At 69.8% G+C, this 14,995-nt stretch carries 14 protein-coding genes and 1 pseudogene; 8 read left to right on the forward strand and 7 right to left on the reverse strand.

Features of this window, described 5'->3' with window-relative positions; genetic code table 11:
• Positions 1-245: 245 nt before the first annotated feature.
• The gene (locus HTZ77_RS33090; protein ID WP_328808914.1) at positions 246-1,784 is read left to right on the forward strand and encodes an aldehyde dehydrogenase family protein; all 1,539 of its coding nucleotides are present in this window, start codon (positions 246-248) and stop codon (positions 1,782-1,784) included.
• A gap of 241 nt (positions 1,785-2,025) precedes the next feature.
• Here the strand turns inward: HTZ77_RS33090 and glnII are convergent, their stop codons facing one another.
• On the reverse strand, positions 2,026-3,045 hold the full coding sequence (gene glnII / locus HTZ77_RS33095; RefSeq protein ID WP_175593657.1) for a glutamine synthetase: 1,020 nt from the start codon (positions 3,043-3,045) through the stop codon (positions 2,026-2,028).
• Between the two features lie 153 nt (positions 3,046-3,198).
• Between glnII and HTZ77_RS33100 the strand changes: the two genes are divergently transcribed.
• Entirely contained in the window at positions 3,199-3,789 is a 591-nt protein-coding gene (locus tag HTZ77_RS33100) for a hemerythrin domain-containing protein (protein ID WP_175593658.1), read from the forward strand.
• 32 nt (positions 3,790-3,821) lie between these two features.
• On the opposite strand, the gene HTZ77_RS33105 is transcribed toward HTZ77_RS33100, so the two are convergent.
• A complete protein-coding gene (locus HTZ77_RS33105; RefSeq protein WP_235995544.1) occupies positions 3,822-7,061 on the reverse strand; it encodes an AAA family ATPase in 3,240 nt (1,079 codons plus the stop codon).
• A gap of 11 nt (positions 7,062-7,072) precedes the next feature.
• Complete coding sequence (locus HTZ77_RS33110; RefSeq protein ID WP_175593659.1) at positions 7,073-7,753, reverse strand: hypothetical protein; 681 nt, start codon at positions 7,751-7,753, stop codon at positions 7,073-7,075.
• 254 nt (positions 7,754-8,007) lie between these two features.
• Between HTZ77_RS33110 and HTZ77_RS33115 the strand changes: the two genes are divergently transcribed.
• Positions 8,008-8,331, forward strand: a complete 324-nt coding sequence (locus HTZ77_RS33115) for a carboxymuconolactone decarboxylase family protein (protein WP_175593660.1) — start codon at positions 8,008-8,010, stop codon at positions 8,329-8,331.
• A 55-nt stretch (positions 8,332-8,386) separates the two neighbouring features.
• Here HTZ77_RS33115 and HTZ77_RS33120 read toward each other — a convergent pair whose 3' ends face one another.
• Positions 8,387-9,502 carry a ferritin-like domain-containing protein gene (locus tag HTZ77_RS33120; RefSeq protein ID WP_175593661.1) on the reverse strand — a complete coding sequence of 372 codons (1,116 nt, stop codon included), beginning with the start codon at positions 9,500-9,502 and terminating at the stop codon, positions 8,387-8,389.
• An 83-nt stretch (positions 9,503-9,585) separates the two neighbouring features.
• On the opposite strand from HTZ77_RS33120, the gene HTZ77_RS33125 reads away from it, so the two are divergent.
• Positions 9,586-10,236 (forward strand): TetR/AcrR family transcriptional regulator, encoded by a 651-nt coding sequence (locus HTZ77_RS33125; RefSeq protein ID WP_175593662.1) that lies wholly within the window; start codon positions 9,586-9,588, stop codon positions 10,234-10,236.
• 102 nt (positions 10,237-10,338) lie between these two features.
• On the opposite strand, the gene HTZ77_RS46815 is transcribed toward HTZ77_RS33125, so the two are convergent.
• A complete protein-coding gene (locus HTZ77_RS46815) occupies positions 10,339-10,893 on the reverse strand; it encodes an aggregation-promoting factor C-terminal-like domain-containing protein (RefSeq protein WP_235995545.1) in 555 nt (184 codons plus the stop codon).
• Between the two features lie 346 nt (positions 10,894-11,239).
• Positions 11,240-11,533 (reverse strand): annotated as a pseudogene (locus HTZ77_RS46820) (aggregation-promoting factor C-terminal-like domain-containing protein); the annotation flags it as partial.
• 344 nt (positions 11,534-11,877) lie between these two features.
• Here HTZ77_RS46820 and HTZ77_RS33140 point away from each other — a divergent pair.
• The 4 genes from HTZ77_RS33140 (at position 11,878) to HTZ77_RS33155 (ending at position 14,328) form a co-directional block, all read left to right on the forward strand.
• Positions 11,878-12,363 (forward strand): glutathione peroxidase, encoded by a 486-nt coding sequence (locus HTZ77_RS33140; protein ID WP_175593663.1) that lies wholly within the window; start codon positions 11,878-11,880, stop codon positions 12,361-12,363.
• Between the two features lie 259 nt (positions 12,364-12,622).
• A complete protein-coding gene (locus HTZ77_RS33145; protein ID WP_175593664.1) occupies positions 12,623-12,835 on the forward strand; it encodes a hypothetical protein in 213 nt (70 codons plus the stop codon).
• Positions 12,836-12,962: 127 nt separating this feature from the next.
• Positions 12,963-13,610: a hypothetical protein gene (locus HTZ77_RS33150; protein WP_175593665.1), complete on the forward strand. Its 648-nt coding sequence runs from the start codon at positions 12,963-12,965 to the stop codon at positions 13,608-13,610.
• A 172-nt stretch (positions 13,611-13,782) separates the two neighbouring features.
• On the forward strand, positions 13,783-14,328 hold the full coding sequence (locus HTZ77_RS33155) for a zeta toxin family protein (protein ID WP_205304181.1): 546 nt from the start codon (positions 13,783-13,785) through the stop codon (positions 14,326-14,328).
• 232 nt (positions 14,329-14,560) lie between these two features.
• Here HTZ77_RS33155 and HTZ77_RS33160 read toward each other — a convergent pair whose 3' ends face one another.
• Positions 14,561-14,923 (reverse strand): winged helix-turn-helix transcriptional regulator, encoded by a 363-nt coding sequence (locus HTZ77_RS33160; RefSeq protein WP_175593666.1) that lies wholly within the window; start codon positions 14,921-14,923, stop codon positions 14,561-14,563.
• Positions 14,924-14,995 lie beyond the last annotated feature (72 nt).

Consider the following 14,995-nt stretch of genomic DNA (forward strand, 5'->3'; position numbering starts at 1 on the left):
CGTGGACAGCAGCAGCTTCGCTCGCCCGCCCGGCGAGCCGGCCACGGGGGCAGCAGCCCACTGCAGGTGGTCGATTGCGGGGGCAACCGCGTTGGGTGGCCGGTGGCACCATTCCGAGCTGAACGACACGGTCAACGCGCCGGGGGTGCGCGAGGGGGCCGGAGTGCGAAGCCCGGCGCGCTCTGAGGTTGGGTTTTTTGCGGCGGGATGATTGTCTGACCGTAGGAACTATGAGGAGGGCACCGGTGACCCGTCAGATCGTCTCCGTCGTGGGTGGCAAGGACGCCGCCAGCGCGAGCACGTACCAGTCGACCAACCCCGCGCGCACCAGTGAGGTGGTCGCGAGCGTCGGGATGGCGGACGCCGACACGTTCGCCGCCGCCTGCCGTACCGCCAAGGAGGCGCAGCGCGAGTGGGCCAAGGTGCCGGCGCCGGTGCGCGGCCGGGTGATCGCGTCCATCGGGCGGCTGGTCGAGGAGAACGCCGAGAGCCTGGCCCGGCTGGTGACCGAGGAGATCGGCAAGCCGTACGCGGAGGCGCTGGGCGAAGTCCGGGAGATCGTCGACACGTGCGACTTCTTCCTCGGCGAGGGGCGGCGGCTGTACGGGCAGACGGTGCCGTCGGAGATGCCGGACAAGAACCTGTTCACCTTCCGCAACCCGGTCGGCGTGGCGGCGGTGATCACGGCGGGGAACTTCCCGGTCGCCGTGCCGTCCTGGTACCTGGTGCCGGCGCTGCTGTGCGGCAACGCCGTGGTGTGGAAGCCCGCCGAGTACGCCGCCGCGTCCGGGCACGCCCTGTACCGGCTGTTCGCCGCGGCCGGGCTGCCCGACGGGGTGCTCAACGTGGTGTTCGCCGACGGCGCCGAGACGTTCCGGGGCCTGGAGCGGGCGCTGGAGGAGGGCACGGTGCAGAAGGTCGGGTTCACCGGCTCCAGCGAGGTCGGCCGGAAGGTCGGCGAGCTGACCGGGCGGCACCTGCAGTCGGCGTGCCTGGAGCTGGGCGGCAAGAACCCGATGGTGATCATGCCGGACGCCGAGCTGGACCTGGCCGTCGAGGGGGCGCTGTTCTCCGGGTTCGGCACGGCCGGCCAGCGCTGCACCAGCCTCGGCACGGTGATCGTGCACGAGAGCGTCCACGACGAGTTCCTGCGGCGCTTCGCCGAGGCCGTGCGCGAGGCGCGGATCGGCGAGCCGGACCAGGACGTGCTGGCGGGCCCGCTGCTCGACCAGAAGTTCGCCGACCGGTACGAGGAGTACCTGACCTGGATCCAGCCCCACCACCGGGTCGTCTCCGGCGAGACCGGACGCGTCACCGCGGACAGCCCGCGCCAGGACTTCACCGGCGAGGGCGGGCTGTACTACCACCCGGTCGTGGTCGACGGGGTGCGCCCGGACGACCGGCTGTTCCTGGAGGAGACGTTCGGGCCGATCGTCGGCGTGACGACGTTCCGGACCCTGGACGAGGCGATCGAGCTGGCCAACCTGCCCGGGTACGGCCTGTCCAGCTCCATCTACACGACCGACGCCCGCAACGCCTTCCGCTTCCGCGAGGGCATATCGGCCGGCATGGTCAGCGTCAACAACTCCACGTCGGGGGCCGAGGCGCACCTGCCGTTCGGCGGCAACGGCAAGTCGGGCAACGGCAGCAGGCAGTCCGGCATGTGGGTGCTGGACCAGTTCACCCGCTGGCAGGCGATGAACTGGGACCACTCGGGCCGTCTGCAGAAGGCCCAGATGGACGTCGCCGACATCACGCCGGACCTCGACTTCCGCCTTCCGTAGCAACCCGCACGGCACCGCTGTAGCGAAAATACGGGGACTTCGGTGGAGGATCCTCCCGCCGGAAGCCAAGAAAGCCACTCCGCCGGCCGGCGTTCGCCTGCCGGCGGAGCGGCGTCGTGCCAGGATGGGCGTACTCCGGTTACGGAACGGCTCCGAACGGCGACGGTACGCAGCCGGAAAACACGGGAACGCGGGCCCCATCGGGGGTGCCCGCGTTCCCTCAGCCGTCAGCGGTTGACGCTCAGACGAGGCCGGCCTTCTCCAGCGCCGCGCAGCAGGTGTTCACCAGCAGGCGGGTGACCACGTACGGGTCGATGTTGGCGTTGGGGCGGCGGTCCTCGATGTAGCCCTTCTTGTCCACCTCGACCTGCCACGGGATGCGGACGGAGGCGCCGCGGTTGGACACGCCGTAGGTGTACTTGTTCCACGGGGCGGTCTCGTGGTGGCCGGTCAGGCGCGACTCGATGTCGGCGCCGTACTGGGTGACGTGCTCCATCGGCTTGTCACCCTCGCCGAGGGCCTCGCACGCGGCGATGATCGCGTCGTAGTTCTCGCGCATCGCCTTGGTGGAGAAGTTGGTGTGCGCGCCGGCGCCGTTCCAGTCGCCGCGGGCGGGCTTGGCGTCGAGGGTGGCCTCCACGCCGAACTCCTCGGCGGTCCGGTAGAGCAGGTAGCGGGCGACCCACAGGTGGTCGGAGACCTCGAGGGGGCCGGCCGGGCCGACCTGGAACTCCCACTGGCCGGGCATGACCTCGGCGTTGATGCCGGAGATCGCCAGACCGGCGGCGAGGCAGCGGTCGAGGTGCAGCTCGACGATCTCGCGGCCGAACACGGCCTCGGCGCCGACGCCGCAGTAGTAGTGGCCCTGCGGCGCGGGGAAGCCGCCCTCGGGGAAGCCGAGCGGGCGGCTGCCCTTGAAGAAGGTGTACTCCTGCTCGATGCCGAACCAGGAGTCCTGGTCGGCGAACTGCTCGGCGATCGGGCGGAGGAGGGCGCGGGTGTTGCTCTTGTGCGCGGCGCCGTCGATCTCCTCGACCTCGCACAGCACGAGGATGTTGTCACCGCCGCGGATCGGGTCCGGGCAGGTGAACACCGGGCGCAGCACCCGGTCGGAGGAGTGACCCTCGGCCTGGTTGGTGCTGGAGCCGTCGAATCCCCACACGGGCGGCTCGGCTCCGTCGGCAAGGATCTTGGTCTTCGAGCGCAGCAGAGCGGTGGGCTCGGTGCCGTCGATCCAGATGTACTCAGCCTTGTAGCTCACGAACGGTCCTTTCGGGGTCTCTCTCAGCCACGCCGAGTCTTACGGGTGGCCGTTTCCCGCTTTTTGCCCGAATGTGAACGTCGTGTTAATCCGCACCGGTCCGTACGTTCCGCTGTGCGGATCGTGCGATCATGTGGGGCCGGAGGTTCCCCCATGCACACCCACCACGAAGCGTCGCCGGACGAGCTCGCGGAACTCGCGGAACTCGACGAGGCCGGCCGACCGCGCGCGCCCAAGCCGGACCCGGCGGAGCTCACCCCCGAGGAGCGCCGGCTCGGGCAGCACCTGGCCGCCGTCCACGACGGCTACCGGCACGAGATGCGGCAGGTGGTGACGGCGGCCGAGCAGGTGGCGGCGGGCACGCTCGATCCCGAGGCGCTGCGCTCGCAGATCAACCGGCTCACCATGCGGCAGAACCTGTGGACGCTGGGCGCGTTCTGCGCCTCGTTCTGCCGGCTGGTGACGATCCACCACACCATCGAGGACGAGAACCTGTTCCCCGCGATCGCGGAGCGCGACTCCGGGCTGGCGCCGGTGGTGGCCAAGCTCTCGCAGGAGCACGAGGTCATCGCGGGGCTGCTGACGGCGCTCGACGAGGCGTGCGTGCGGCTGGTGGCCGGGTCCGCCGAGGTGGAGGAGGTCAGGGCCCGGGCCGTGCGGCTGACCGAGGTCCTGTCGTCGCACTTCGCGTACGAGGAGGAGGAGCTGGCCGGGCCGATCGGCCGGCTGCGGATCCAGATCTGACCCGCCTCGCCGGCCGGCCGGCCCGCGGTCGCTCAGGCGACGCGTCCCTCCCCTCCGTGCCTGCCGTCGTAGCCGAGCAGCCGCATCGCGGTGTCCGGGTCCATGGCGGCGGCCAGGAGCTGCGCCCGGGCGTGCGCCTCGTCGCGTTCACGCTCGGCCTTGATCTGGGCCGCCCGCATGCCGCGGACCGCGACGAGCGCCAGCCCGATGCCGACGATCACCGCGACCACGATGACGAACACGATGAGCAGCAGCCCCGGTGAGGCGACCCCCGTCCCCTGACCGGCGCCGGTGGGCGGCGCCATCCCGGTCAGGGTCAGGCCGACCAGCAGGACGAGCGTCACCAGGGCGAGCAGGCTCGTGACCAGCACCCAGCCCCGGCCGCGCGGTCCGCGCGCCGGGAGCGCGACGGCTTCAGTGGTGACGGCCTCGGCCGAGGCCGCGGCCCCCGCCTGCGGGACCCGCGCGCCAAACCCGGGCGCCGCCCCGTGACCGGGCGTCCCGCCGTGACCGGGCGTCCCGCCGTAGCCGGGCGTCCCGCCGTAGCCGGGCGTCCCGCCGTAGCCGGGCGTCCCGCCGTAGCCGGGCCCGGCACCGTAGCCGGGCCCGGCACCGTAGCCGGGCCCGGCACCGTGACCGGGCGCGGCCGAGGGTGGGGACGGCGCGGGCGTGGCCAACGGGCCGGATCCGGGGACGACCGCCGTTCCGGTCTCCGGCGCCCACGGCATGAACTCCGGCCGCCCGTCAGCCCCGCCCCCCGGCGACGCCACCACCACGGACGTCCCGGCAGCGGCGGGCGGGGGCGGCGGGGAGGCCGCCACCACCGGCAGCACCTCGCCGGGCACCGTCTCCACGATCTCCCCGCTGACCACCTCACCGATCTCCCCGGTGACCACCTCACCGGCGGGCGGCGGACCGGCGGCCTCCGGCAGGTCCCGGTCGATGCGGCTGTGCTCCTTGTGCGCTCGCGCCGCGTCCCGGTGGTACTCCTCCAGCTCCTCGTACAGCTCGTCCGAGGCGTAGACGGCGCCGTTGATGATCGCCCCGGGCCGCCGCTCGATGATGGCCACCACGTCGTCGCCGTTGAGCGTCTTGTACGTCTCCAGGGCGTGCGCCACGCACAGCACGTCGCGCCGGTGCTCCTGCAGCAGCCGCTCGGTCCGCTCCAGCAGCCGTACGAGGTTGAACTCGATCCGCTCCCCCAGCACGTCGGGCGTCAGCTCGGCCTGTCCCTGGAGCGGCGGCTTGCCGGCGATGTCGACGGGGCCGCCGCCGCGCCGGGGCATCGCCTTGCCGCCCATGATCTCCAGCTCCTGGAGGGCGGGCAGCGAGGTGACGCCGGAGCCCATGCCCCAGTGCGACTCCATGAGCGCGGTCAGGTAGGTCGCCGAGTGCAGATCGCCGGACACGCCGGAGGAGTTGTCCTCGCCGAAGAACATCCGCTCGCCCGCCAGGGACGCGAGCGAGACCATGATGTCGGCCTCGTACTCGGACTTCCACCGGGTGAACTGGTCCTCCGGCTTGATGGAGGCCACCATGCCGAGATAGTCGGCGCCCTTCTCGATGGTGGCGATGTCGATCTCCAGGTGGAAGCGGGTGACGTAGGCGACGACGGCGTGGCACGCCTCGTGGACGGCGACCGCGTGCCGTTCCCGCTCGATGTACTCGACGTCCTCGGGCGGCCCGAGCTGCTTGAGCCGCTTGGCGCGCAGCACGTCGGACCAGGTGATGACCTCGCGCCCGTCGCGGATGGCGGTGATCAGCGACTCGTTGACCAGGTCCTTGATGGTGGCGCCGGTGGCGTACGGGGTGATGGTGGCGAGCTTGTCGACCTGCTCGGCGGTGAGCTCGTGCTCGACCTTGTCGAAGTAGCCCTGGTAGGTGCGCAGCCGTCCGGCCTTGGACGGGTAGCCGACCTTGTAGATGCGGTCGATGCGGCCGGGCCGCAGCAGCGCCTCGTCGAGCGCGTCGGGCCGGTTGGTGGCCATCATGACGAGGATGCGGTACTTGGGCGGCGGCTTGGGCCGCATGCCGAGCAGCCGCCGGACGAGGCGGTTGAAGAACCCGCGCGGCTTCTTGAGCCCCGACAGCTCGGTGAGCAGCGCCTGGAGGGTGCCGGGGTCGCCGCTGTTCATGCCGCCGCCCATGAAGAAGCGGTTGCGGGCGCCCGGCTCCTCCGGTTCGCGGGCGCGGCGGAAGGCCAGCGCCGAACGGGTCTCCTCGGACAGGTAGCCGAGGCCGTGGCAGCCGGGCGCGCCGGAGAACGCCGACCAGCCGCCGCCCTGGCCGGGCGGCCCCTGCACGGCGAGCCGGCCGCGCTTGCCGAGCGAGTCCGCCTCGTCGAAGAAGACGATCACGCCGCCGTACCGCAGGGCGAGCTTGCGCAGCTTGCGGAACAGCGTCTTGACCTTGAGGATGCCGATGCCCATGAACATGTTGGTGAACGCGCCGGGGTCCACGAAGACGTACGGCTTGCCGGTCTCCCCCGCGACCGCCTCGGCCATGAGCGTCTTGCCGGTGCCGGGCGGCCCCCACAGCAGCAGGCCGCTGGGCACGTAGCCGCCGCGCTCCTCGATCTCGCCGGGCCGTTCGAGGAAGACGATGTTCTCCCGGACGCGCTCGACGACGTGGTCCTGACCCCAGACGTCGGCGAAGCGGGTCTTGATGTCGTCCGGAAAGTACGTCTCGACGCCGCCGCGCGACAGGAACCAGAACATGCCGACGAACTGGATGATGACCACGAAGAACAGGAAGACGATCTGGAACAGGAACGGCAGCGCCTGGAACACCAGCGCGGGCGCCCGGAACAGCGCCAGGAACGGGCTGGTCTCCAGCACCGCGCCGAGCACCAGCGCCACCAGCACGCCCCAGAAGACGATCTTGATGGCCCGGGCGATCCGGTAGCGCGTCCAGTCGTCGAAGCGCCGGTGCGACCACCGCTCGAACCCGCCGAACACCCGGCGGCTCCAGAAGCCGTGGTAGCCGGAGGAGCGCTCGCTGACGAGGAAGTGGAGCTGGCGCAGCGACTCCGCGCCGAGCAGCCAGAAGATCCACTGGTGCTCGTACGCGATGAACCGGACCGCCTCGGGGAAGCCGACGATGCCCTCGTAGTCGGCCATGGTCTTCCAGGAGAGCACGAGGAAGGCCAGGACCAGCCCGAGGAGGAACTTGCTGCGGTCCCAGAACGGCATCCGCTTCCTGGTGACGGAGTCGGGGTCGGCCGGCCCGCTGCCGGGCGCGCGCAGCCCCTCGTGGTGGGTGGTGGTGTTCAACTGTGCCCCCTCTAACCGGGCAGCCGGAGCAGTCGGAACGAGTCGGCGATCTTGTCGAACTCCGCGGCGCGGGCCCGGAAGCAGATCGCCTGGCAGCCGATGAGCATGACCGAGACGGTGTCGCCCTGCTCATCGAGGATGGCGGTGTGGTCGAAGGTCTGGATCTCCGTACCGATCCGGTAGTTGAAGCGCACCCTGACACCTCTGGCGCCCCGGTCCAGGGTGAGGACCTGGTCGCTGATCTCCTCGAAGCCGCCGAACAGCGGCTGCCTGCCGGAGGCGGCCGCCCGCGCCTCGTAAAGCTGGCGCACCCGCTCGGTCACCGGGAGGAGGAAGTCGCGCAACTGGTCGAGGGAGACGGCGTCGCGCTGCTCGTCGGTGAGCTGGTGGACGGTGGCGTAGAGGAAGGGGTCGGCGGAGCCGAGCAGGTGGGTGATGTCCGGCTCGGCCGACTGGTCGAAGGCGACCGACCAGACGCGCCGCGCACGCTCGGCCTCGGCGAGGGAGCCGGGCTGGGTCCCGCTCAGGTAAAGGTCGATGGGGTGGGCGTTGAGCTGGGCGAACGAGGAGGGCACCTTGAAGTAGGTGGTGCCGTCCCGGTCGCGCACGTAGGTGTACTCAGGCTGTCCGCAAGCGGACAGCAGCATGAGGGCCGCGGCCATGAGCGCGACCCTGGCCCGTGCCGTTCTCACCGGGGGGTACCTCCGCTTTGCGGACCAACGCCGTTGTTGTGCCCGTTTTCAGGCCCGATGAGCCGGATGTACGGTGAGAAATCTTGACCAAATCTTGCCCGGACCTTGGCTTCAGTTGTTACAGACCAGGCAATGCCCCAGTCAGGGAGTCACCCTCCACGGTCACCGCCGTACAACGTTCATGCAACCCCCCATTGGTTCCTCTCAGGAAGTGACGAAAGATATGAGGATCCCTCCGACTGGGGAGCACTCTCATGAAGGAACCGGTGATCGAGACCGTGGACTCCTACGGCATGACGGCTGAGCGTCAGTTCAGCGACCTGTGGGCCCGCGACGTGCTGTCGACGAGGGACCGCCGCCTGCTGCTGCTCGGCCTGCTGGTCGGGCAGGGCATCGACGACCAGGCCGAGATCCAGCTCGACGCCGCCCTGCGCACGAAGCTGCTGTCGGAGGGCGAGCTGCGCGAGGTCGTGGTGTTCGTGACCCACTACGCGGGGTGGTCGCGGGGGGCCAAGCTGAACGCCCAGGTGGAGGAGCTGATCGCCCGGGTGGCGGAGGAGGGTGCGGACCCCGCCTGACCGCGCGGCCCTCCCCTGTCGTCAGGTCGAGTCGGCCACCGGAGCGGCTCGGCCGTCAGGCCGAGTCGCCGAGGGTGATCGTCTCGGCGACCTCGGCGTGCCGCTCGGTCTCCTCCTCGGCGAAGCGCTTCTGGTCGAGCCGTTCGGCGATGTCCTCGTCCTGCTTCATCAGGGCCTCCAGCGACTGGCCGGCCATGTCGAGCACGCCCATGTCCGCGTACGCCTGCTGGAGCCTGGGGCTCCACAGCCCGATGTCCTTCACGCACGGGACGATGCGGCTGAACAGCAGCGAGCGGAAGACCCGCAGGTACTCCGACCGGTCGGTGGCCTCCATGGCCTCGTCGACCTCGGCCCGGGACAGGCCCATGTACTCCCACGTCTCCCGGCCGCGCAGGCGGTCGCGCATGAGGTAGCAGCCCTCGATGACGAAGTCCTCGCGTTCGCGCAGCTCGCTCTCCGACAGGTCGCGGTAGTAGTCACGCAGCGCCATCCGGCCGAAGGCGACGTGCCGCGCCTCGTCCTGCATGACGTACGCGAGGATCTGCTTGGGCAGCGGCTTGGTGGTGAAGTCGCGCATCACGCCGAACGCGGCCAGGGCGAGCCCCTCGATGAGCACCTGCATGCCGAGGTAGGGCATGTCCCAGCGGGAGTCGGTCAGCGTGCTGTCCAGCAGCGCCTTGAGGTGCTCGTTGATCGGGTAGGCCAGGCCGACCTTCTCCTGGAGGAAGCGGGCGTAGGTCTCGGCGTGGCGGGCCTCGTCCATGGTCTGGGTGGCGGCGTAGAACTTGGAGTCCAGGTCGGGGACGCTCTCGACGATCTTCGCCGAGCAGATCATGGCGCCCTGCTCACCGTGCAGGAACTGGGAGAACTGCCAGGCGGCGCTGTGCCGGCGCACCTCACGGCGCTGCGCCTCGTCCATCCGCTCCCACAGCGGGGTGCCGTGGATGGCGAGCGTCTCGTCGGGGACGCCGAGCACGTCGTACGGGTCCACCTCCAGGTCCCAGTCGATGCGCTTGGTGGAGTCCCACTGCTTGTCCTTGCCCTTCTGGTACAGGGCGAGCATCCGGTCCCGGCCGTCGTCGTACTCCCAGGTGAACCTGGTCTGCCCGGCCATGTCCAGGCCCCAGGTGCGCAGCTCGGGGGGGACTGTGTAGAGATCGTGCGTCGACATCGGACCTCCAAGGGGGAGACGTACACCGTACGTACCCTTTCGAGGCTGGCACGTACACCGTACGTACGTCAATAGAATGAGCTATGACCACGGAGCCCCTGTCCAGGGCGCGCATCGTCACCGCCGCGATCGACCTGATCGAGAGAGAGGGCGCCGACGCGGTGTCCATGCGGCGCATCGCGGCCGAGCTCGGCGTCGGCGTGATGTCCCTCTACAACCACGTGCCCAACAAGGACGCGCTGCTCAACGGCGTGGCCGAGGCCGTGCTCAGCGAGATCGAGTTCACCGACGACCCCGACGACGACTGGACCGACCGGGTGCGGACCCAGGCACGCGCCTTCCGGCAGATCGCGCACCACTACCCGCGCTGCACCATGCTCGTGGTCAGCCGCCAGCTCTCCTCCGCCGCCGGGCTGCTGCCGGTCGAGCGGGCCCTGGCCACCCTGCGCAGCGCCGGGTTCGACGGGCCCGACGCGGTGCGGATGGTGCGGCTGTTCATCGCCTTCATCGTCGGCTCGCTGCTGCGCGAGGTGGGGGTGACGCCGACGTTCGCGCCCGTCCATCACCGGCACCTGGCCGGGGCCGAGGCCGTCGATCCGGCCCTGTTCCCCGAGGTGAGCGCCCTCGCGCCACTGCTCGGCGCCTGCGACCACGACGCCGAGTTCGAGTTCGGCGTCGAACTGCTCATCCAGGCGATCACCGTGCTGCACGCGCGCAAGGAGGGCACCCACTGAGCGCGGACACGCGGGAGGGCGCCCGCTGACACCGGGCGCCCTCCGGGCGGGGCAGCCGTCCCTTCCCCTGAACGGCTGCCGTCAGTGCCTGGTACGTGAGCGTCAATACCAGTTGTGCGACTGGAAGTGCCCCCAGGCGCCGCACGGGCGTCCGTACCTGCCCTTGATGTAGGCGAGCCCCCAGCGGATCTGCGTCGCCGGGTTGGAGCGCCAGTCGGCGCCGGCCCCGCTCATCTTGCCTCCGGGCAGGGCCTGCGGGATGCCGTACGCGCCGGACGAGCTGTTGTAGGCGCGATGGTCCCAGTTGCTCTCCCGGGTCCAGAGGCTGTCCAGGCACCGGAACTCCTGGTAGGACCAGGATCTGCGGACCACCTGGTCCAGGGCGATGACCTTGTTCCTGCGCTTGGGCCGCAGGTCGGCGGCGCGGCGGCCGTTCAGGAGCGCGGTGGCGAACCGGGGTCTGACGGACGGGCTCCACGTGCCCATCCGGATGACCGGAGCGTGCCAGACGCCCTCGTGGACCACCGGAGCACCGGCGGCCTCGCGCCGGAGTGCTCCCGGGTCGGAGTCGGCCCCGGCGGCCGCGGCCGTGGCGCCGAGTGCGACGACGGCTGCCGTCGCGGCCAGAGCGCTGTGAAGAGCGCGTTTGCTGTCCAATGCGATCCTTGCTGTCGGGTCGCGTGCGGACAGGCGCACCGGTCGGCCGGCCGCCCTGACGGTCCGCGTCCGTGGCTCGGACGAGGATGGTCCGCGCGGCCGCTCCGGGTTCCTGTGACCGCCCGGTCGTGCTGGGCGGCCCGGAGGGCTCCGCGACGTTCCTCTAGCCGGTTTCTATTACGCTCCGTAATCAACGGTCACGGACAGCGACACGCGACGGACAGGTGTTTGCGTGATCCTTCACGACTGATCACCGTCTCGCTGGCTCCCCGTGGCGCGGCCCGGCGCCGGACTTGCGCCACCTTTACGGGAAACGGGGATGCCCGAGAGCAGGGGGATCAGGGGATCAGTACCAGCCGGTGGACTGGGAGTGCGCCCACGCGCCGCACGGCGAGCCGTAGCGCTGCTTGATGTAGGACAGGCCCCACTTGATCTGCGTCTTGGGGTTGGTGCGCCAGTCGCTGCCCTTGGTGGACATCTTGCTGCCGGGCAGGGCCTGGGGGATGCCGTACGCGCCGGACGAGCTGTTCTGGGCGCGGTGGTCCCAGCCGCTCTCGCGGTGCCAGAGCTTGACGAGGCACTTGAACTGGCCGTTCTTCGTCCAGCCGCGCTTGGCGGACAGATGCTTGGCGATGGCCTTGTTGTGCTTGCTGGTCGCCTGGGCGCTCTGCGCCTGTGCGGCCGTGGCTCCACCGGAGGTCACGAGGGCGGCGGAGAGAAGGAGGATTCCGGCACGGCGAAGCATGGGCATGGGTGGGGGTCCCTTTCGAGCGGGGGTCGGGGAAGCGACACCATGCCCGAATTGCACCCTTTATCGCTAGTTGTCCATGTCTGCGTAGATCGGTAGCAAAGAGCGTAATATGCCGCTTATCAGGGCTTTTGTAGTGAAATGTGAGGCTCGTCACACTTTCGAGTGATCACGTTTGAAGATCCGTAAGGTGGCCTCGGGAGCTGATCGCGGAAGGAGCTCTATAGGGTCGGATCATGACCATTCGCGACATTCCGCTCCGCACGCTCGCGGGCTCCCCCACCACCCTCGGCGAGCTCGCCGGCGGCCAGACCCTCCTGATCGTGAACGTCGCCTCCAAGTGCGGCCTCACCCCGCAGTACGCCGGCCTCGTGGAGCTCCACCAGCGGTACGGGCCGCGCGGCTTCAGCGTCATCGGCATGCCCTGCAACCAGTTCATGGGCCAGGAGCCGGGCTCGGCGGAGGAGATCCAGGAGTTCTGCTCGACGACGTACGGCGTGGACTTCCCGCTGCTGGAGAAGGCCGACGTCAACGGCCCGGACCGGCACCCGCTCTACGCCGCCCTCACCGAGACGCCGGACGCGGACGGCGAGGCCGGGGACATCCAGTGGAACTTCGAGAAGTTCCTGGTCTCACGGGAGGGCGAGGTCGTGGCCCGCTTCCGCCCGAGGACCACTCCGGAGGACCCGGCGGTCGTGTCCGCCATCGAAAACGCCCTGTAAAAGGCGCACCAAGGACGGCCGCGCAAGGAAAAACATGGGGCAAGAACGTCAAGAGTGTGTGCGGCTCCAAAAGGCAAGGTCCTGCGGGGGGCGCGCTACGCGCGTAGTGCCTCGGGCAGCTCCGATCGGGGCTCCGCCCCGAACCCCGAGCGGGTGGCCTCCGGCCCCCCGCACCCCCCGAGCCTTGACCGCCTCGACGCGAAACCTGACGGCCGAGAAAGCGCTGCACAGCGGCCCGGACGGGCCATACACTGCACCCATGGACGCGCTGCGTGACGAGCTCCATGCGCTGGTGGATCAACTGCCGGAGGACAAGGTGGCGCCGGTGATCGCGCTCGTGCGCCAGAACCTCGGCATGTCCGAGCGGCGTGCGCGTGCGGTCTCCACTCCGGCGCGCATCCAGTCCCGGCTGCACGGAGTGGAGGGCGTGGACGAAGAGCTGAATCGACTGAGAGACGGTTCGCGTGGTTGACGCCTACGTCGTGGACACGGACGCCTCCTTGCGCTGGTTCATCGTTCAGCCAGCCGTTCGCGTCATCGATGAGTTCGGCGTGACGTGCACAACTCCGGAGCACCGACCGATGGGATAGCGTCCCCGCGTGAGCCTCTACCAAGTGGATCCTTTGAAGGAGCTCACTCGCCGAGCGCGTTTCTTCGTGCACGAGCACGCCTTACGGGTCACCTCTTTTGATGTTGATCAGAGCCGGGAGCGTTGGCTCGGGCTGGGCATCCCCGCAACGGAGATCGACCGGGTGGCCGCCTATGCGAGGCGATGGGGCGGGCTGGCGCTTCCTCCCGCACCGCGCTACGACGGCGGCCCCAGAATTTTGAGCCCTGACATCCCCGAGCGGACATCAGCCGGAGGATGGTTGTTCGAAGCGGGAGCGCCGCGAGCCGCCGTACCTTACAGCTTCATGATCGGCCCTCAGGGCGAGTTCGGCGTCTACGGCTACCGATGGACGCCTCTGCACTCGACGGTTGAAGGCTGGGTGGAATCACTGGCGTTGGCACACCACGCGTCCACCCGGGCGAAGACGATCACCAAGGTCACGGGCCAGGACGTCGATGCGCTCCAGCTGGATGGCTACGAGGCGGTCCCCGAGGTCGCCGGCCTGGCGGACAACTGGTGGCGCCGCGGCGACTCACTCGTGGCCGTCTATCTCGGCGAAGCGGAGTGCATGTCCGCACCTCAGTGCCGGGCCGCCTCCATCTACTCAGGCGTGCAGCCCTGGGCTTTCCGCGACTGACGTGCTCATGGGTGAGAGCGCCCGCTCACCATGGGTGATCGGTGGCCCGGATGCGGAGTCCGACCACACGACCGATGAGTTTCGCCTCGCCGCGTCGTCTTCCTGTTGGCGACGTCCCCTTCCGCGCCCGCGGGAGGCCCGGGGGTGAGATGACAAGGAGCGTGCTCTTGCCATGATGATCTGCATGTCTACTGGTGAATCGCCCCGCGCTCTTTTGATCATCGGCACGGTGGGAGCCGGCAAGACGTCGGTTGCGGATATGGTGGGCGACCTGCTCGCCGACACCGGGGTTGCCCATGCCGTCATCGATTTGGATGCACTCCGCCGATCTTGGCCTCCCGCACCGGATGATCGTTTCAACTTCGAGATGGCCCTACGGAATCTGCGCAGCGTCGCTGGAAACTATCTGGACGCCGGGGCTGTCCGACTCGTCATGGCCGGCGTCGCGGAGACCCGAGAGCATCGCCGGCGGTATGCGGACGCCGTCGGTGTCGAGCTGACGGTGTGTCGGCTCCGCGTAGAACTCCCGGTTGTCCGGCAGCGACTGGCTCGGCGTCACCAAGGCGAGGAGGCTGCCCTCCGGTGGCATCTCAACAGGTCGGGCGAGCTGGACCAGATCATGGAAGATGCTCAGCTCGAAGACGTTGTCGTTGAAGCCTCCGATGGTTCTGTGCCGAAGGTGGCCGAGGCCGTGATGAAAGCGATCGGCTGGATCTGAAGTCGGGCGGCTACGCCGGCAGCGGCCGAAAGTGCAGGCTTTTCTGGCGGTACGAGCTCGCGCCGGGTTCCCGCCGTTCGGCTCCGAGCATCTCACCAACTCGCTGCACCCTCTGGCCGAGCTCGTCTCCGGCAGGTGACGTCGTCGGCCGGGATGATCGTCAGGCGGGGCCGGCCGTGACAGCCCGGCCTTGTCCAGCACATGCCCGTCCCGCGGTCTGCCGCCCCACCCTCTAGCAGTCGCCGGCGAGCAGGTGCTCCTGGGCCCAGGCCGAGATCTGGGCCAGTGCCGGCATCAACGCCTCGCCGCGTTCGGTCAGCCCGTACGACACCGCGACCGGCGGCCCCTCCTCGACCCGCCGCGTGATCAGGCCCGCGGCGGCCAGGTCGGCGAGGCGGTCGGACAGCACCGAGTCGGAGATCCCTCCGATGAAGCGCGACAGCTCGCGGAAGCCCGCCGGGCCCTCGCTCAGCGCGCCCAGGATGACGGCGTTCCAGCGCTTCCCCAGGAACACGAACGCGCGGGCCAGTGCGGCGTCGCCGCGTACGCACGCCTCCGGCGTCACGCCGTGGCTTCGGTTGGGGGTTACCGCCATGCTCCCACGCTAGCGCACGGGCCCGCCCGGCGGACGGTGACGATCCGGCGCGTGAACGCGCCTCCGGAACGG

This window comes from Nonomuraea montanisoli (assembly GCF_013363975.1).
Classification (GTDB): Bacteria; Actinomycetota; Actinomycetes; order Streptosporangiales; family Streptosporangiaceae; genus Nonomuraea; species Nonomuraea montanisoli.